The sequence below is a fragment of the Faecalibacterium sp. IP-3-29 genome (assembly GCF_023347335.1).
In the GTDB taxonomy this organism is placed as follows: Bacteria; Bacillota; Clostridia; order Oscillospirales; family Ruminococcaceae; genus Faecalibacterium; species Faecalibacterium duncaniae.
This window is the reverse complement of the sequence record NZ_CP094471.1, coordinates 369795-388188: the sequence shown is the minus strand read 5'-3', so window position 1 is coordinate 388188 and position 18394 is coordinate 369795. Positions and strand designations below refer to the sequence as shown.

At 58.8% G+C, this 18394-nt stretch carries 20 protein-coding genes; 3 read left to right on the top strand and 17 right to left on the bottom strand.

Annotation, left to right across the window (positions count from 1 at the left end):
* Positions 1–50 precede the first annotated feature (50 nt).
* The 3 genes from MTP40_RS01790 (at position 51) to MTP40_RS01780 (ending at position 2274) form a co-directional block, all read left to right on the top strand.
* Positions 51–674 carry a twin-arginine translocation signal domain-containing protein gene (locus tag MTP40_RS01790; protein WP_249259716.1) on the top strand — a complete coding sequence of 208 codons (624 nt, stop codon included), beginning with the start codon at positions 51–53 and terminating at the stop codon, positions 672–674.
* A gap of 159 nt (positions 675–833) precedes the next feature.
* Positions 834–1391, top strand: a complete 558-nt coding sequence (locus MTP40_RS01785; protein ID WP_249257869.1) for a twin-arginine translocation signal domain-containing protein — start codon at positions 834–836, stop codon at positions 1389–1391.
* A 247-nt stretch (positions 1392–1638) separates the two neighbouring features.
* Complete coding sequence (locus MTP40_RS01780; RefSeq protein WP_249259715.1) at positions 1639–2274, top strand: orotate phosphoribosyltransferase; 636 nt, start codon at positions 1639–1641, stop codon at positions 2272–2274.
* 76 nt (positions 2275–2350) lie between these two features.
* On the opposite strand, the gene MTP40_RS01775 is transcribed toward MTP40_RS01780, so the two are convergent.
* The 17 genes from MTP40_RS01775 to MTP40_RS01695 form a co-directional block, all read right to left on the bottom strand.
* Positions 2351–3721 carry an MATE family efflux transporter gene (locus MTP40_RS01775; protein ID WP_249259714.1) on the bottom strand — a complete coding sequence of 457 codons (1371 nt, stop codon included), beginning with the start codon at positions 3719–3721 and terminating at the stop codon, positions 2351–2353.
* A gap of 81 nt (positions 3722–3802) precedes the next feature.
* Positions 3803–4627 carry a histidinol-phosphatase HisJ family protein gene (locus MTP40_RS01770; RefSeq protein WP_156072567.1) on the bottom strand — a complete coding sequence of 275 codons (825 nt, stop codon included), beginning with the start codon at positions 4625–4627 and terminating at the stop codon, positions 3803–3805.
* Between the two features lie 7 nt (positions 4628–4634).
* Positions 4635–5270 (bottom strand): bifunctional phosphoribosyl-AMP cyclohydrolase/phosphoribosyl-ATP diphosphatase HisIE, encoded by a 636-nt coding sequence (gene hisIE, locus MTP40_RS01765; RefSeq protein WP_097770085.1) that lies wholly within the window; start codon positions 5268–5270, stop codon positions 4635–4637.
* A 66-nt stretch (positions 5271–5336) separates the two neighbouring features.
* A complete protein-coding gene (gene hisF, locus MTP40_RS01760; protein ID WP_098923415.1) occupies positions 5337–6092 on the bottom strand; it encodes an imidazole glycerol phosphate synthase subunit HisF in 756 nt (251 codons plus the stop codon).
* A gap of 16 nt (positions 6093–6108) precedes the next feature.
* Positions 6109–6828, bottom strand: a complete 720-nt coding sequence (gene hisA / locus MTP40_RS01755) for a 1-(5-phosphoribosyl)-5-[(5-phosphoribosylamino)methylideneamino]imidazole-4-carboxamide isomerase (protein WP_249259713.1) — start codon at positions 6826–6828, stop codon at positions 6109–6111.
* A 79-nt stretch (positions 6829–6907) separates the two neighbouring features.
* Entirely contained in the window at positions 6908–7516 is a 609-nt protein-coding gene (gene hisH / locus MTP40_RS01750; protein WP_156070388.1) for an imidazole glycerol phosphate synthase subunit HisH, read from the bottom strand.
* On the bottom strand, positions 7513–8103 hold the full coding sequence (hisB, locus tag MTP40_RS01745; protein WP_005929650.1) for an imidazoleglycerol-phosphate dehydratase HisB: 591 nt from the start codon (positions 8101–8103) through the stop codon (positions 7513–7515). Before hisB ends, hisH begins: the two co-directional genes overlap by 4 nt.
* A 3-nt stretch (positions 8104–8106) precedes the next feature.
* On the bottom strand, positions 8107–9168 hold the full coding sequence (hisC, locus tag MTP40_RS01740; RefSeq protein ID WP_249259712.1) for a histidinol-phosphate transaminase: 1062 nt from the start codon (positions 9166–9168) through the stop codon (positions 8107–8109).
* 166 nt (positions 9169–9334) lie between these two features.
* On the bottom strand, positions 9335–10615 hold the full coding sequence (gene hisD / locus MTP40_RS01735; protein WP_156068346.1) for a histidinol dehydrogenase: 1281 nt from the start codon (positions 10613–10615) through the stop codon (positions 9335–9337).
* Positions 10612–12204 carry an ATP phosphoribosyltransferase gene (gene hisG, locus MTP40_RS01730; protein WP_249259711.1) on the bottom strand — a complete coding sequence of 531 codons (1593 nt, stop codon included), beginning with the start codon at positions 12202–12204 and terminating at the stop codon, positions 10612–10614. Before hisG ends, hisD begins: the two co-directional genes overlap by 4 nt.
* A 254-nt stretch (positions 12205–12458) precedes the next feature.
* Entirely contained in the window at positions 12459–12767 is a 309-nt protein-coding gene (trxA, locus tag MTP40_RS01725; RefSeq protein ID WP_035393488.1) for a thioredoxin, read from the bottom strand.
* A gap of 215 nt (positions 12768–12982) precedes the next feature.
* Positions 12983–13327, bottom strand: coding sequence for a hypothetical protein (locus tag MTP40_RS01720; protein WP_005929673.1), 345 nt, complete (start codon positions 13325–13327; stop codon positions 12983–12985).
* Between the two features lie 89 nt (positions 13328–13416).
* Positions 13417–13761: a hypothetical protein gene (locus MTP40_RS01715; RefSeq protein WP_005929676.1), complete on the bottom strand. Its 345-nt coding sequence runs from the start codon at positions 13759–13761 to the stop codon at positions 13417–13419.
* Between the two features lie 192 nt (positions 13762–13953).
* On the bottom strand, positions 13954–15123 hold the full coding sequence (locus MTP40_RS01710) for a DHHW family protein (RefSeq protein WP_249259710.1): 1170 nt from the start codon (positions 15121–15123) through the stop codon (positions 13954–13956).
* Positions 15124–15136: 13 nt separating this feature from the next.
* Complete coding sequence (locus MTP40_RS01705) at positions 15137–16555, bottom strand: MBOAT family O-acyltransferase (RefSeq protein WP_097770097.1); 1419 nt, start codon at positions 16553–16555, stop codon at positions 15137–15139.
* Positions 16556–16694: 139 nt separating this feature from the next.
* Positions 16695–17267 carry a DUF4358 domain-containing protein gene (locus MTP40_RS01700; protein WP_005929688.1) on the bottom strand — a complete coding sequence of 191 codons (573 nt, stop codon included), beginning with the start codon at positions 17265–17267 and terminating at the stop codon, positions 16695–16697.
* Between the two features lie 148 nt (positions 17268–17415).
* On the bottom strand, positions 17416–18336 hold the full coding sequence (locus MTP40_RS01695; RefSeq protein WP_242699937.1) for a M15 family metallopeptidase: 921 nt from the start codon (positions 18334–18336) through the stop codon (positions 17416–17418).
* Between the last annotated feature and the right edge of the window lie 58 nt (positions 18337–18394).

Here is an 18394-nt window from a genome sequence, read left to right as displayed (position 1 = left end):
CGAATCAGCGAAGAAAAAGATTTCTGCCATTGATTAAGGAGGCAAGCTTTATGTCGAACAAGATTTCCCGCCGCACCTTCCTCAAGGTCACCGGTGCTTCTGCCGCTGCTCTGGGCGCTGCTGCTGTGCTGGGCGGCTGCCAGGCCGACGATAACTCTTCCATCGAGGTCAAGGTCGGCGATAAGATCAGCAATTGGAACAATCTGGCGGTCCAGCTGACCAGCGTCTTTACTCTGGCAAGTGCCCCCGATGCCGAGGGCTATGAGTACATTGCCATGCTGATCACCTCTGCAAACCGTTCCAGCCGCGACACCTTTGCCATTGGCGCACAGAACATTCTGGAGATCGGCGAGGCCTATCCTCTGGATACCCCGGAGCAGATCGCAGCCAACACTGCCGGTTACTTCCACGCTTTGTCCGCTTCCACCACCGACTTCTCCTTCACCTGCGACGGTCAGGCAGCCGAGGGCGGCGCTTATGTCCAGCTGTACGACAGCACCACCGAGAGCTTTACCACGGCCTCTGCCATTCCCCCGCAGGGTGCAGGCTACATTGAGCTGGTCTGCATGGTGCCCACCACCTGGCAGCAGATCGGTGTGACCTACACCCCGACCTTTGTTTCCGGCAAGACTCTGAACTTTACCATCAACGCCTCTGACCTGACCAAAGCCTGATCAAGCAGGACGAAATTTCGTATGATTTGCACGGCGGCGGTGGGAAAATTTCACAAAATATTTGTGAAAACCATTGACATTCGCCCCCGTTTCGCCTATTGTATAGGCAGAGCCTTTTGGCATTTTCGTGCGCTTTGCACATTATAAGGAGGAACGATTATGTCGTTAGCATTTTCTCGCCGCTCTTTCCTGAAATACTCCGCTGTTGCAGCTGTAGCCGTTGCGGGTGCCAGCCTCTTCTCCGGCTGTGATCAGACCGATACCAAGAACCTGTACTGCGATGGTGCCGGTTCCATCACTGTTCTGCAGATCAATGCTGTTCTGGGCACCTATGATAATGATGCCAAGAAGTACAAGGACATTGACCTGACCGGCGCTTCGATTTCCTTCCCCTTCCAGATCACCGTTGGCCGCACCAACAATCTGCCCATCCAGCCCAGCAACTTCAAGGCGATCGTCTACGGTAAGGACGGCAAGCAAAAGGCAAAGTATGTTGGTGGAACCAGCAGCCAGCTTTTGATCGATGCTTCCCTGCTGGACACCAACCTGGCAAACAGCGTTACCAACTCCGGCAAGATTACGCTCAATGCCTCTCTGGATGAGGGCGAAAAGCTGGTCTTTACCTACTGCCCCGACCTGCAGTATGCCGAGTATTCCATGAACTGGGTTCTGGCTCGTGCCGCAAGCGCCAGCTCCGGTTCCACCTCCAGCAAGTAATCTCCCCAACGTACATCCTAAGCCGTCCGGGAAAGCCGGGCGGCTTTTTTGCGCCGTCGTATTGGCAAAGTATCTCAATTTTTCTTTAAATTTTCAGCAATTCTGTATCTTGTGCACACCCGCATTTTCTGATACCATAGATTCATGGAAAAGAATGGGAGCGCAGCGGCAGGGGCCGCCGCGCTGTTTGTGTTTCCGCTCAAAAAGACCATGGGCCGTAGTTTGACAGAACAGGAGTGTTGCAGTTATGATCAACATGGTAAAGCTTCCCACCAACAAGAGCAATCTGTTCCTGCGTGTGGCAAAGGGCCATTTCGCAACCAGCCACAGCCACATCAATTACTATATCGATGTCACCACCCAGAAGTCCCGCCTTTCCGAGGCAAAGGCTGTGGCAAAAGAGCTGGTGGCTGCCTACCAGCACAACACCATCGTGGATACCGTTCTCTGCCTGGACGGCACACAGGTCATCGGCACCTGCCTTGCCAACGAGCTGACCAAGGACGGCTTTGCCAACATGAATGCCCACCAGACCATCTATGTCATCACCCCGGAGTACACCACCGGCAGCCAGATCATCCTGCGCGACAATCTGGCCCCCATGGTCAAGGGCAAGCATGTGCTGATCCTGGCTGCTTCCATCACCACCGGCTACACCGCGCAGGCTGCGATCGAGGCGATCAACTACTACGGCGGCACTGTGGCAGGCCTGAGCGCCATCTTCGCCACCGCCACCGAGTGCCTGGGCATCCCGGTCACCTCTATTTTTGACCCCTCCAACCTGCCCGATTATGCCAGCTTCGATTCCCGCGAGTGCCCCATGTGCAAGGCGGGCCAGCATATCGATGCACTGGTCAACAGCTTCGGCTATTCGGCACTGTAAGTCTCCTTGCCCGATTGTTTCATCCACTTCCCGCAGACACAAAGACCCGGCTGTCATCGGCAGCCGGGTCTTTTCCTTATTCTGCTTTTTTCGGGAACACAAACGGGTCGTGCAGGTAGACCAGCACGAGGTACGCCGCCATGAAGCACCAGATGATGGGCTCACAGAGGATGACGGCGTTATAGGCAAACTTCGGGATGAAGAAGAGCACGAATACTACCTTGCCCACCAGCTCGATGACACTGGAGAAGAGGGGCAGGACCTTCTGCCCCAGGCTCTGCAGGGCGTAGCGGGTGGCCAACAGGACACCCAGCACCGCGTAGAAGGGCGCGTTCCAGAGCAGATACCGTGCGCCGTTTTCCAGCACCACAGACTCGTTGGAGCCAGAGATGAGCTGCACCATCCACTCTGCGCCCAGCTGCATCAGAAGGACCGCCAGCACGGCCACTGCCACGCTGTACAGGGCGATCTCCTTCATGCCCTTGCGGACACGCTCCGGCTGGTTTGCGCCGCAGTTCTGGGAAACAAACGTGGAGCATGCCGATGCCATGGCCATGACCGGCATGCTGGTAAAGGAGAACAGCTTCCGGGCGGCGGTGTGACCGGCAATGACCAGCGTGCCCAGACCGTTGATGCCGTACTGCAGCACCACCGAGCCCGCCGAGACGATGCTGCTCATCAGGCCCATGGAGATGCTCTGGCTGAACAACTCCCAGTAAAGGTGGCTGCCCACCCTGAAATGCTGTTTTTCCGGCAGCAGGATCTTCACTCTGAGGAAGATATACAGGATGCAGAGCACCACCGAAACGCCCTGCGAGATGACCGTTGCCACAGCCGCCCCCTGCACCCCCATGCCCATTCTTGCAATGAACAGGAGATCCAGCACCACATTCAGGCCCGATGAGATGAGCAGGAACACCAGCGGCATCACGCTGTTGCCAATGGCGCGCAGCAGGCCCGCGCAGAGGTTATAGGCGAACATGACCAGCACGCCCAGATCGATGGTCAAAATGTAGCGGTACGCATCGTCCAGGATCTCCGCCGGGGTGTCCAGCATGAGGAGCAGCGGGTGCAGGCCCAGCACACCTGCCAGCGTAATGCAGAGGGAAGCCACCAGACCGATGACCAGTGAGCCTGCCACGGTCTTTTTGAGCAGATCGTGATCCTGCGCCCCGTAGGAGCGCGCTGCAACGATTGCAAGACCGTTGCCGATGCCTAGGCCAAAACCGACCAGAAGCTCGTAAATCGAGCCGCAGGAGCCAATGGCGGCAAGGGCGGTATCGCCCAGCACATTGCCCACGATCATGGTGTCCACGGTGTTATAGAGCTGCTGGAACAGGTTGGAGATGAAGATGGGCAGCATGAACAGCAGCAGGTTTTTGAAAATGGGCCCGTGCATCAGGTCCACATTCATGCTGAAGGGGGATTTTTTCGCAGTTTGGGTCATAAGGTTCCTCACAGTTTACGGAAAACAACCCTCCCCGGCATTGCACAGCAAAAACGGAGAGGGTTGTGCTTTATTTTTCTTTTACAGCTCCTGGGTCTCAAAGCCGTGGCCGGTCAGCACCTCCACGCTGGTGAAACCAGCTGCCTTGATGGCGGCGGCGGCTTCCTCAAAGCCGAAGGTCAGGCTGGAAACATCGTGGGAGTCGGAGGTGATGATGACCTTGCCGCCCATCTTGTTCCACTCCTCCAGCATCCATGCACTGGGGTAGAAGTCCTTGCGGTAGCCGCGGTAAACGCCGCCGGTGTTCACTTCCAGCAGGCAGTTGTGCTCTTTTGCTGCGCTCAGGGCCTTGAGGGCAGCGGCCCGGTAGCGGGGAGCCTCTTCATCAAAGAACTCACCCTCGCCGTTCAGCTTCTTGATGAGGTCGATGTGGGCCAGAATGTCCGGTCCCTTGGCGGCAACCTTCTCTACCTCTGCAAAGTAGGCCTCCACCGCGGCCAGCGGGTCACCGTCGAAATCATCAAAGATGCAGTCGTGCAGATCCTGCGGGCGGAAGTCGATCTCGTAGTACTTACCAGTGTTCTTGCCGTACAGGTGATGGGCCGCACCGATCCAGTAATCGTAGCTCTCGGGCTTGTCCTCGCTCAGGCTGTCCCACTCGATGCCGCAGAGGATGTCCACCTTGCCCTTGTACTCTGCCTTGAGCTTTGCAATGGTGGCCTTGTACTGGGCGGTGCGGCTGGGGCTCATGCAGTACTCGCGGTCCCGCTGAGTATAGCTATGGCCGGAGAAGCCCAGGGTCGTCAGGCCCTGTGCACAGGCGGCACTGGCCATTTCCTGCAAGGTATTTCTGCCATCGCACATCGTCGAGTGGCAATGAACACTGGACTTCTTATAATCTGCCATAACTAAATCACTGCATCCTTTCCTGTTTGACCTTGTGGTCAATGACGTGTCGTTTTTCCAGCTCACGGGTGATCTCTTCCACCGTGATGCCTGCCTGCACCATCAGCACCAGCACATGGTATGCCAGGTCGCTGATCTCATAGATGGTCTCGGCCTTGTCCTCTTTTTCTCCCGCAATGATGACCTCGGTGCACTCCTCGCCCACCTTTTTCAGGATCTTCTCCTTGCCCTTCTCGAACAGGTAGGTGGTGTAGCTGCCTTCCTGGGGACGATCCCTGCGGCCCTGGATGAGTTCGTAAAGCCCCTGCCAGCTGAACTGTTTGAGCTCCGGCGAGACATACACTTCGTTGAAGAAGCAGCTCTCGGCACCGGTATGGCAGGCAGGGCCATCCTTGACCACCTCCACCACCAGTGCGTCCTTGTCGCAGTCTGCGGTGATGGACACCACATGCTGGACATTGCCGCTGGTATCGCCCTTGCGCCAGATCTCCTGACGGCTCCGGCTCCAGAACACCGTACGCCCCTCGGCAATAGTCAGTGCCAGCGTCTCGGCGTTCATGTAGGCAAGGGTGAGCACCTCTTTGGTGTAGTGATCCTGCACGATGGCAGGAATGAGGCCCTTTTCATCAAATTTCAGTTCCATGGTCCATACTCCCTCCCCAAAGGGGATACTTACAGTTTATCCTAAAGTTGTCCGAAACGCAAGAGCTTACAGCCGCATTTCGACACCATTTTCATTCAGATAGGTTTTCAGGTCGTGGATGGTCAGCAGTTTCTGGTGGAAAATGCCCGCCGCAAGGCCCGCGTCGATGCCCTTGTGGTGGAACAGCTCAAGGAAATCTTCCTTTTTGCCCGCGCCGCCGCTGGCGATGATGGGCACATTCACCCGGGCAGCGACCGCGTCCAGCATCTCGAGATCGAAGCCGGTGCGGACACCATCGGTGTCAATGCTGTTCAGGCAGATCTCCCCCGCGCCATGCGCCACGCACCAGCTGATCCAGTCCAGCGCGTCCCGGCCGGTATCCTCGCGCCCACCCTTGGCGAACACCCGGAACTGGCCGTTCACCCGCTTCACGTCCGCCGAGAGCACCACGCACTGATCGCCGTATTTCTGGGCCGCCGCCGGGATGAGGCCGGGGTCCCGCAGAGCGCCCGAGTTGACGCTGACCTTATCGGCACCGCATTTCAGCACCCGGTCAAAATCCTCCAGCGTGTTGATGCCGCCGCCTACGGTCAGCGGGATGAAGATCTCGCTTGCCACCCGGGTCAGGATATCGGTGAACAGAGCACGGCCCTCAAAGCTGGCGGTGATATCGTAGAACACCAGCTCGTCGGCACCGGCAGCGTTGTACATCCGGGCCATCTCCACCGGGTCGGCCACGTCCCGGATGCCCTCAAAGTTCGTGCCCTTGACCACCCGGCCATTCCGGACATCCAGACAGGGAATGATGCGTTTTGTGATCATTTTCGTTCCCCTCCGTTTAATTCTGCACCAGTTCTACACAACGTTTCAGATCCAGCGCCCCGGTATACAGGCTCTTGCCCAGGATCGCGGCAGCGGTGCCCATCTTTTTCAGTTCCAACAGCTCGGCTTCCGACGAGATGCCGCCGCTGGCCGTGAAGGCCACGCCCGGCACCTCTGCCGCCAGCTGGCGGTACAGCGCCAGATTCGTGCCCTGCATGGCACCATCACAGGCAATGTCGGTGTAGATGATGGCCGTGCACCCCGCATCTGCCAGCCGCCTGCAGAAGTCCACGCCCTTTTCGGCGCTGACCTCCTTCCACCCGTGGATGGCAACAAATCCATCTTTGGCATCCACCCCCACGGCGATCCGTTCGCCGTAGCGTTTCAGCATCCTGGCCGTGAAATCAAAATCCGTCACGGCCGCGCTGCCCAGGATGCAGCGATCCACGCCCAGAGAAAGGTATTTTTCAATGCGCTCCTCCGTGCGGATGCCGCCGCCCACCTCAATGTACAAGCCGCCCTGCTCTGCCAGCGCGGCAATGGATCCGTAGTTGGAAAGGGTGCCGTCCTTTGCGCCGTCCAGATCCACAACGTGGAGATACCTGGCCCCGGCCTCCACAAACTGCCGGGCCTGTGCACAGGGGTCCTCCCCGTAAACGGTCATACGGTCGTAATCTCCCTGCGTCAGGCGGACAACTTTGCCGCCCCGCAGGTCAATGGCTGTGAATAGATTCATAGTTTCTCCTTTAGCGGCCTTACCCTCTCCGTCTTTGCTTCGCAAAACCGTCAGGCTTTGACTGAGAGGGCGAGCCAGTTTACAATTCTGCAAACGCCTTCAATATCCGCAGCCCCGTCTCCCCGCTCTTTTCGGGGTGGAACTGGGTGCCGTACACCCTGCCCGCCCTGACCACGCCGGTCACGGGGATGGAGTAATCGCTGACAGCAAGTGTACTTTCGGTACAATTTTTGCCGTAGTAGCTGTGGACGTAATAGACATACTCGCCCTCACGGATGTATCGGAAAAGCGGGTCATCCCGTACGATGTGCAGGGCGTTCCAGCCGATCTGCGGCACCTTGAGGGTTTTGTCTTTCAGGTCAGGTTCCAGCGGGCAGACCTCACCTTTGACAAAGCCCAGGCCCCCATGCTCACCGTACTCATAGCTTTTTTCAAAGAGCAGCTGCATTCCCAGGCAGATGCCCAGCAGGGGCTTTTGCGCCGCCTGCTCCCGGATGACCGGCACCAGACCGGTGGCCGAGAGCTTGTCCATGGCATCGCCAAAGGCCCCCACCCCCGGCAGGATGAGCCGGTCAGCCTTGCGGATGGTCTGTGCATCGGCGGTCACAACGGCCTCCAGCCCCAGATGCGTCAGGCTGGAGCGCAGGCTGAACAGGTTGCCCACGCCGTAATCGATGATCGCGATCATACCAGCAGTCCTTTCGTGGAGGGGATCTCGTCCCGGTGGGCGGCATCAATGGCGACTGCCGCAGCCAGTGCGTGGCCTGCCCCCTTGAAGCAGGCTTCGAGAATGTGGTGGGTATTTTCCCCTGCAAATTGTACAAAGTGGAGCGTAGCGGGCACATTGCGGGCAAAGCCCAGCCAGAACTCCGAGGCGCATTCCACATCGAAATCGCCCACCTTTTCGGTCTTGCAGTGAACATCCCAGTTCAGGGTGCACCGGCCCGAAAGGTCTACCGCACAGAGCACCAGCGCTTCATCCATGGGCAGGTAGAAGCTGCCATACCGCTGGATGCCCCGCATCTCGCCCAGCGCCCGGGCAAAGGCCTGCCCCAGCGCAATGCCGATATCCTCAGCCGTGTGGTGGTAATCCACCTCCACATCCCCGTGGCAGGTGAGCACCAGGTCAAACCGGCCATGGCGGGCAAACAGCTCCAGCATGTGGTTCAGGAACCCACAGCCGGTGTCCACCTCATAGCGGCCCGCACCGTCCAGATTCAGGGTCAGCTCGATCTGGGTCTCGTTGGTGTTGCGTTCCAGTGTCACTTCCCGCATGGGTCATTCCTCCATTATTTTGTCAAGGGTGTTCAGGAAGATCTGCATCTGCTCCGGCGTGCCGATCGTGATGCGCAGCCAGTTTTCAATGCGTGGGGCATCAAAGTGGCGCACCAGAACGCCTTTTTTCTTCAACTTCCGGTACAATTCGCCGCCGTTTTTCTTTTGTGTAGAGGCAAACAGGAAGTTGGAGCGGCTGTCCAGCACCGCAAAGCCCCGGGCTTCCAGCTGCTGTTTTGTCCATGTGCGGGTGTCCACGATGGCGGCACGGGTCTTTTCAAAATAAACGGTATCTTCCAGCGCGGCCTGCCCTGCCTTCAAGGTCAGGCGGTTGATGTTATAGGGGTTCAGGCTGAACTTGACCCGGTTCAGATCCGCGATGAGGCTGGCGCTTCCCATGGCAAGGCCCAGCCGCGCACCGGCCAGCTGGCGGGATTTCGAGAAGGTCTGCACCACCAGCAGGTTGTCGTACCGGTCAATGAGCGGCACGCAGCTCTCGCCGCCAAAGTCCACATAGGCCTCATCCACAATGACCACATTATCAGGGTTCGCTTTCAGGATGCCCTCGATGGCACTGCGGGGCAGGGCCAAGCCGGTGGGGGCGTTGGGGTTTGCGATGACGATGGTCTCATTCAGGCCGTAGTAATCGGCGGGGTCAAGGGTGAAATCCTCCTTCAGCGGAATGATATGGCCGGGAATGTGCATCAGCCCGCACCAGACGCTGTAACAGCCATAGGTGATGTCGGCATAGGCCAGCGGGTGGGTCTCGTCACAGAAGGCCCGCAGGGCGAAAAAGAGGTTCTCGTCACTGCCGTTGCCGGGCATGATCTGATCCGGCTGCAGGCCAAAGTGCGCCGCCGCCGTTTTCAGCAGGTCGGTGCAGGCGGGGTCGGAGTAGAGACGGAGTTTTTCCACCTCATGCTCGCTCACCGCCGCCACCACCGCCGGGCTGGGCAGATAGGGGCTCTCGTTGGTGTTCAGCTTGATGTATTGCTGGTCCTGCGGCTGCTCCCCTGGGGTGTAGGGGGTGACTGTTTCAAGTTTCGGAGAGAGATATTTACTCATAGCAATTTCCTCACTGTCAGCGTCCTCGCCCTCTCAGGCGCTTCGCGCCAGCTCCCCCAAAGGGGGAGCCTCTGGCGGTTTTCCATAACCTTGCGGGAAATTGCCAAAGCCTCTCCCTTTGGGAGAGGTGGCATTGCAAAGCAATGACGGAGAGAGCGAGCCGCCTTTAGTCCTCTTCATATCTTATCGTCACACTCTTCGCATGGGCGTGCAGGCCCTCGCGCTCGGCAAAATCGGCAATGCGGGGTGCCACCTCGCCCAGCGCCTCGCGGGTGTAGTAGAGAAAGCTGGACTTCTTCACAAAGTCGTCCACACCCAGCGGGCTGGAGAAGCGGGCCGTGCCGCTGGTGGGCAGGGTGTGGTTGGGGCCTGCAAAGTAATCGCCCAGGGCCTCGGGCACATTGCGGCCCAGGAAGATGCTGCCCGCGTTTTTGATCTCGTTCAGCACCCCGAAGGGGTCCTCCACGCAGACCTCCAGATGCTCCGGCGCAATGATGTTGCAGGCCTCAATGGCCTTGTGCAGGTCGGTGCAGACGATGATCTTCCCGTTGTCGTCCACGCTGGCGCGGGCAATGGCGGCACGGGGCAGCTGGGGGATCTGCACCTCCAGCTCTGCCTGCACGGCCCTGGCCAGCGCCGGACTGTCGGTGACAAGAACAGGGCTGGCCAGCTTGTCGTGCTCGGCCTGGCTCAGCAGGTCTGCCGCCACCCAGGCGGGGTTGCAGCCGCCGTCGGCCAGCACCAGGATCTCGCTGGGGCCGGCGATCATATCAATGCCCACCTTGCCGAACACCTTCCGCTTGGCGGTAGCAACGTAGATGTTGCCGGGGCCGACGATCTTGTCCACCGCCGGGATGCTCTGGGTGCCGTAGGCCAGCGCGGCCACGGCCTGTGCACCGCCGGTCTTGAAGATCTTGGTCACACCGGCGGTAGCGGCGGCGGCAAGGATGACCGGATTCACTCTGCCGTCCTTTCCGGCGGGGGTGGTCATCACGATCTCCGACACGCCCGCGACCTTGGCCGGGATGACATCCATCAGCACGGTGGAGGGATAGGCCGCCGTGCCGCCGGGCACATACACGCCCGCCTTTTCAATGGGGGTATATTTCTGGCCCAGCACGATGCCGGGCTTCTCGTTGATCACAAAGTTCTTGTGCACCTGCTGGCGGTGGAAGCTCTCAATGTTGGCGGCAGCCTCCCGCAGGGTCTCAAGGAAATAGGGGTCCATATTGGCAAAGGCCTCATCGATCTCCGCCTGCGTCACCTGCAGGTCGTCGATCTTTGCCCCGTCAAATTTCAGCGCGTACTCCTTCAGCGCCTCGTCGCCCCGGGCGCGGACCTCGGCAATGATGCCGTCCACCACATCCTCCACGTTTTTTTCCGCGCGGATGTCCCGGTTCAGGATCTCCTCGGGCCTGAGCTCATCAAAATTATACAGCTTGATCATTTTGTTTCCTCCTGCAAGGTCTTGCGCAGCGCTTCCAGCATGGCATCCATTTCGTTGTGCTTGAACTGGTAGCTGGCCTTATTGGCAATGAACCGGGCCGAGATGGGCATGAACTCGGTGACCACCCGCAGGCCGTTCTCCCGCAGGGTGGTGCCGGTCTCCACGATATCCACAATGACATCGGAAAGGCCCAGAATGGGGGCCAGCTCAATGGAGCCGTTCAGCTTGATGATATCGATATCCCGCCCGATGGACGCATAGTAGCTCTTTGCAATGTTGACGAATTTGGTCGCCACCCGCACCGGGCGGCTGGGGTCATCCTTGTAATCTGCCGGGGCAGCCACGCACATCCGGCACCTGCCAAGGCCGGTATCCAGCAGCTCGTAGACATCGGCAGAGGCTTCGGTGAGGATATCCTTGCCCACGATGCCCACATCTGCCGCGCCGTGCTCAACGTAGATGGCCACATCGCTGGGCTTGACAAGGAAGTAGCGGATGCCCGCTGCAGGGTTCTCCACCACCAGCTTTCGGGTGGCGTTGTAGTCCTCGGTGCAGCCGTAGCCGATGCGGGCCAGCAGGTCATACATCTTGTCGCCCAGACGGCCCTTGGGCAGGGCCACATTCAGCATGACCCGGTCCGTGCTGTTCCTCTGCACCGGCGGGGTGGGGGCGCTCAGGCGGTCAAGCTCGTCCAGATAGACCGCAAAGCCGATGGCCCCGGCCCCGGGGGTGAACTTCTGCATCAGCAGGTCGTAGCGGCCGCCCTTGAGCAGGGGCCGCGGCAGGCCCTGCAGGTAGCCCTGAAAGACCAGCCCGTTGTAGTATTCCATCTCACCGGCAAGGCTCAGGTCAAGGCGGACCGCCCCGCCGGAGGCCTCCAGCGTTTTGGCCAGTGCCCGCAGCTCGGCGGCGGCGGCGCGCATCCGGTCGTTGCGGCAGGCACTCTCTGCCTTTGCCAGCGTTTCCTCGCAGCTGCCGGAAAGCTCCAGCAGGCCGGTCAGGGCATCGGCCCCGGCGGCATCCAGCCCGGCGGCCTGCGCGGCGCGGCGCAGCTCGTGCGCATTCTTTTCCCGCAGCTTTTCCAGCAGGCCGGGGCGGGCATTCTCCGGCACACCCAGTGCGTCGAACAGGCCGAACAGATAGCCCATGTGGCTGACTTCCAGCACCCACGCGGCCCCCAGCTGGGCCAGGCTCTGCGCTGCCAGCCGGACCGCCTGCTGCACCTGTGCCTCCCCCACCGCGCCCAGCATCTCAAGGCCCATCTGGGAGATCTCCTGGAAGGTGTGGCTCTCTGCCGAGGGGCGGTAGACGTTCTCATGGTAGTAATACCGCAGGGTCTCGCCGGGGGCGGGCTGGGCCGTCTTGGCGATAGACAGGGTCACGTCCGGCTTGAGCGCCAGCAGACGGCCATCCAGGTCGGTGAAGGTGATGACCTGCTCCGAAGACAAAAAGCTCCGGTTCTCCTGATAAAGTCCGTACTCCTCAAAGCGGCCCATGTGATATTTGCGGCAGCCCGCCGCCTCATACAGCGCCCGCAGCGCAAAGGAGGCCCGCTCCTTGGGCTGCAAACTGTCCAGACTGAATTCCATCTCGATCTCCTCGTTCCCTCTCTGCGTATTTCCCACTTCTTTTGTTTATTTTACTTTATCGAGATAAAGTTGTAAAGTACGAAAGTGACGGCTTTTCAGCCCTATCTTACCGTTTTTCTGTGCGTTTGTACAGAAAGGCGAAATCATTTCACCCCAGCGCCAAAACAGATGATGGAGAGCAAAAACCGGGGATGCAAAAAGGCCGCCGCCCATTCGAAAACAGGCAGCGGCCATGCAGCTCGATTCTTTGTCTTTTAGCCCAGCAGCGCCAGCACACCGGCCTTGGGGCGGGCACCCACAGCCTGATTCACAAGCTTGCCGTCGCGGAACACCAGCAGGGTGGGGATGCTCATCACGCCGAACTGGGAGGCCAGCTCGGGCTGTTCATCCACATTGACCTTGCCCACCTTGACATCGGTGCGCTCCTCGGCCACCTCGTCCACGATGGGGCTCAGCATCCGGCAGGGGCCGCACCAAGTGGCCCAGAAGTCCAGCAGAACAGGCTTTGTGCTGTGCAGCACCTCGGCTTCAAAATTTTCTTTGGTAATGGTAACAACAGCCATATTGGTTCCCTCCATTTTTTATCCGCACCCTCTGCGGGGGCGGTCAGTTCCCTCAAAAGAAGGAGTGATTCTTACTTATGGCTCTAGTATACCCCAAACGACAGGATTTTTCCAGAAACAATCTGTGAACAAAAAAGGCGACGGCCCGCCCGCTTGGGGAGAGCCGCCGCCCTGTGTTGTTCTTTGGAGTTCTCCGGGCTGTCTGGTCAGAACGATCAGGCCGTGACCCAGGCGATCGCGGTAACGGGCCACCAGCCGGTCAGGTTCAGAGCGGTGTAAACGCCAACGATTGCGTTGCCGATGGACTTACCCATGTAATCGGCAGCGGCATTGATGCCCTTTGCTGCCAGATCGGTGATATTCTCGCCATTCTTCTTGTTGTTCTTGATCCAGGTACGGGTCTGATCCAGACCCCAGATCAGGTTTGCAACAGAAATGACTGCGCCAATCGTCCAACCCACAGCAAACGGAGCGGTAAAACCGTCGCCGCCGCTGGTATAGGTCATTTCTTCTTCGTTCATCACGTTGTAGTTCGCGGGCAGCATGAGCTTCTTTTCCATAATAATACTCCTTTACAAAAGCATTTATTGCACGGTGCAGCATACACCGCAAGTTACAGAAAACAGACCCGGTATCCCACTATCCCGGCTTACAGGATCAGCAGAACAGCGCTCAGGGGAGCCAGAGCCACCACCATGGTGCTGGAAACGGCATCCCGGACAAAGTTGGCTGCGGACTTGGACATATCCTCGCCGACAGCATCTGCGGCACGGCCCAGAACGGTGAAGAGGTTGCCCTCACGGTTGCTCTTCTTGTTCAGCCAGTCCTTGGAAGCGGAAATGCCCCAGATATAGCTGGCACCCAGCACCACAGCACCCACGACCGTAGCGGCAGTGGTTGCAAAGCCGCCAATATCGGAACCGCCCTGGGTATAGGTCATCTCTTCTTCGGAAAGCACTGCGTATTCAGCAGGCAGATTCATGTTCTTGTTCATAGGTCTCATACTCCTTTTTTGAGCAGCTTGAACCGATGGTGTTCTTTCCCAATTTACCATCTGGTTTCCAGCCTTATATTACTACATCACACAGTTTCATGCAATGGATTTTGTGAAAAACCATCAAAAATCGGAAAGTCGCATGAAAAAACAAACGAAAGTTTGGTGAAAAGCACTGCAATAATTTCCCACTCAGCCTGCCACGCCCGCACGGTAGAGATACGGGTCGGTGGTAAAGCTGGCATAGCTGTACAGCACAAGGATCTGGTCGTAGTCGTTGGCCGCAATGAGCTGGTCCAGCCCATAGTTATAGTTGCGGAAATCCACCACGTCGATGGCCGCATAGTTGGCTGTCAGGTAGGGCACAAAGCTGTTGGCATAGCTGTCCTTGATGACCAGGAGCTTTCCCTCGCCGTCACCCTCCACCCGGCTCAGGCCGTTGTTGCCGTGCAGGAACATGGCGTACTTATCATACACCTCCAGCTTGTCCAGATCGTACAGGCCGGTGGTGGTGCCCTCGGTGGGCTGGCCCGGGCCGGTGACGTTCCAGATCGTCAGGCTGTTCTGCAGGTCATACCAGGTAATGGTGTCGGGTTCGGCATTCCAGGTGCGGGTCTTGGAGTAGTGGGTGCCGTAGAAATCCTCACAGGTCTCGGCCGTGTGGGCATCCCGGTCGAAGGGGGTCAGGCCCAGCGTCTCACAGAACTGCTGGTAGGCGTAATAGGCCCCCAGCGTCGTCCAGTGGTGGTCGGTGCGGTAGTAGAGGTATTCCCCTTTGTGCTCCGTCAAGGCGGGCAGGACATCAATGACCCGCCCGTAGGCCTCCCCCTGTGCGGCAACGCCTTCCAGAATGCCCTTCTCATCGATCTGGGGTGCCCCCGCCGGGACATTCTCAGGGTAGACCACCGAGGCCGACGGCACCAGCATGAGGTTCACCCTGCCCGGGTAGCGCTGGGCAAGGCTCTGGACGGCGGCAAGGTTCTTGGCCATCCCCTTTTCCTCATTTTTCAGGATGCTGTAATGCCGGGCGAACATCATGTGCTCCCGGCCCAGCAGGATGCCGCCGCTCTGGGTCTTTTGGAAGAGGGTGGTCTCCGCCGCGCTCTGCAGGCTGATCCACTGGTCGCGGCCAAACACCTGATCCTTGACGTACCGGGTGTAGCTGGTGAAGTAGTTGTTCAGCCCGTCGGCGGAAACGGCAGTCAGCCTGGGCCGCTGGGTCAGGGTGGTGTTTTCCAGTTCACTGTATGCGCGGTCGGGCGTGGCCATATCCAGCACGAACAGCCCGATAAAGAACAGCCCGAAGGCCACCAGCACCGGATACCGGAACAGAGAGGGAGTTTTCTTTGTATGCTTGTCCATTCAGGTCCCCTCCTCAGAAGTTGAAATACAGGAACGGGCTGTTGGTGCTGCCCACCACATACGCCGTGGAGAGCACCAGCAGCACCAGCACCGCAGCCACACGGGTCACGGTGTGTTTGCGCAGGGCGTTCCAGAGCTTCTCAATGAGCGGGGTGCAGCACAGGATGCTGACCGCCAGCAGCACGCCGTAGTTGCGCAGGAAGTAGACCGGAGACGCACCGCCCGAGGGGAGGAAGAGCTTGCGGAACAGCAGCCCGAAGCCCACCCCGGCCTCGTTGCCCACAAACATGGCCCAGCCCACCACCACAAGGAACATGGTGTAGATGTGGGGCCAGATCCTGCCTTTTTCCAGATACTTGAGCAGGAACAGCTTTTCAAGGGCCAGCAGGACAAAGTAGTACAGGCCCCAGCAGATAAAGTTCCAGTCTGCACCGTGCCAGATGCCGGTGAGCAGCTCCACCACGAACAGGTTGAAGATCTGCCGCTTCAGGCCCTTGCGGTTGCCGCCCAGCGGGATATAGACATACTCGCGGAACCAGCCGGAAAGGGTCATGTGCCAGCGCCGCCAGAACTCGGTGATGGAGCGGGAGATATAGGGGAAGTTGAAGTTCTGGGGGAAATCAAAGCCCAGCATCTTGCCCATACCGATGGCCATCAGGGAGTAACCGGAAAAATCAAAGTAGAGCTGGAGCGAGTAGGCGATGACACCCAGCCAGACCAGCGGTGTGGACGCATTGGCAAGGCCCACAAAGGTGGTGGAAGGGCTGTCGGCAATGCCGATGATGTCTGTCCAGAGCGCGCCGACGGCATCCGCCAGCAGGACCTTTTTTGCCAGACCGAAGGTAAACAGGGTCATGCCTTCCTCGATCTGCTGCAAGCTGTAACGATGCTTGTAAACGTGCAGCTGGGCCGAGACATCCCGATACTTGACGATGGGACCCGCGATGAGCTGGGGGAACATGACAACATAAGCGCCGAAGTCGATGATGTTGTGCTCAGTCTTTACCTCCCGGCGGTAGACATCAATGGTGTAGGAAAGGGTCTGGAAGGTATAAAAGCTGATGCCCAGCGGCAGGACGCTGATGCCCTGAATGGCCGCAAATCCGGTGCCCAGCAGGCTGTTGATGCTGCGCAGGACAAAGTTTGCGTACTTGAAGTAGAACAGCATCCCCAGGCTGGCTGCAAGGGCGACCAGCAGCAGCACCTTACGCACGCCGGGCTTTGCGTCAAACGCTTCCAACCCCAGGCCGCAGAGATAGTTGATGAGGATCAGGGCCAGCATGACCGGGAAGAACCGGACCTCACCCCAGCAGTAGAACACCAGGCTGCACACAAAGAGCACGGTATTCTTGAGCTTTGCGGGCGCAAGGTAATACAGCGCCAGCGTGATGGGAAGAAACCGGAACAGAAAGATGATGGTGCTGAAAACCAAGGCTTCGACCTCCTTTTAAAAAAAGAGCTGCTGCAAATGCCCTCTCACACTCGCTGCGCTCGTCAGCTCTCCCTTTGGGAGAGGCGGCAGTGCGGAGCATTGACGGAGAGGGCCTGCAGCAGCCCCATTCAGTTTTATTTTACTCTCCCAGTGCGCTGTCCACCGCGCTGTCCAGATCGGCAGTGCACTCGTTGGAAGCGATGACCATGACCACGGTGTTGTCCTTGAAGGCGATCACGGCGTTCTCCACATTTTCCTGGGCCTGTGCGAACTCAGCGTAGTTGCCGTAGAACGCCACCTGATCCTGCTGGTAAGCAGTCAGCTGGTTTGCAACCTCCTCAGCCTTGCCGTCAGCAGCTTCCACGACCAGCACCATACCGGCATCGCCGTTGTCGTTGCTCTTCACGCCCTTGTAGCTCACCACATCCTCAGCGGGCAGGTTGAAATCGTACTCAATGTTCATGGCAGCGATCTCAAACTGGTTGGAGATGGGGTTGGCATCCAGCAGGGTCTCGAACGGTGCGTTCAGGGCATCGGTGCTGTTGTCCTCGCCCAGCGGGATGCTGGAGGCCTGGCTCAGCACAGTGGAGGCAGGCTCAGAGGACGCGGCAGAAGAAGCGGTAGAACCGGAAGAAGAACCGCAGCCGGCCAGCAGAGCACAGCTCAGAGCCAGAGAAGCAGCGGTCAGAATGATTTTAGCACGAAGTTTCATGGATTATTCCCTCTTTTATCTATTTTACACCGGTTCGCCCACGCGGAAGAGTTTCCGACAACGAACCATTGTTATCTTACCATATCAAAGCCCGAATTGCAAACGGCAGGCAGAAGATTTTACGGTTTCTTCACCAGCGCTTTGCCGTTCAGCCCGCGATCTGCTGCAGGGCGGCGATATAGTCCTCAAAGCACAGGCCGCTGGCGTTGATCTTTGCGGCATTTTCCACGCCCACATAGCGCCAGTGCCAGGGCTCGTAGGTGATCTCGGTCTTCTCCTCGGCCCCCTTGGGGTAGCGCAGGATGAACCCGTACTCCCCGGCGTGCTGGCAAAGCCAGCGGAAGGCGGCCGTGTTCTCAAAGCCCTCGTCCAGGCCGGTGTGCTCGGGGCTGTTCAGGTCTGCAGCCAGGCCGCAGTTGTGCTCAGAGTAGCCCGGCGGGTTGACGATGGCAGCAGCCATTTCCTTTGCCTTGGCATCGTCATAGCCCTGCTGCTTATAATAGTTGGTCTTTTTCTCGTAGAGATTGGTCTGGTAGGACACGCTGCGGTAGCCGCTCTGCATCCAGACGGTCACATTTTCCGCAGCAGCAGCCTTCTGCAGCTCCAGAAAGGCATTGCAGGCCACGGTCTGCAGGGTCTTGTTCACTGCGGTCTTGGAGCCGCACTCAGCGGTCTCAAAGGTGTAGTTTTCCGGCATCTGATTGGTGTGGTTCACAAGGATCATCAGCGGGTCGGCCAGCATGGCCTTCGCCTCGGCGGCAGTCAGGCCCAGCAGGTTGTCCCGGCTCTCCACGCTCTCGGCGGCGGCTCCGCTCACGGCACTGCTCTCCGCCTTGCTGCTCGGCGCAGCCGACGGCAGGCTGCTGGCCGCACTATTGGCGGCGCTCCCGGCGGCATCTGCCGTAGGCACCGGAGCCTTGCGGCGGGAAAGCAGGAAGGACACACCGCCAACGGCCACGCAGACCACAAGGGTCAGCCCGGCGATGCGGCGGATGGCGCGGTTGCGTCGCCGCCGCCGGATCTCTGCCCGGGTCAGGCGGCGGCGGTGGATGGGTTGCTGCTGATTCATAAGAGACCTTCTTTCTCGGTTCATTTTCTGTATATTATGTTTCTCCGGGGGCATCCTA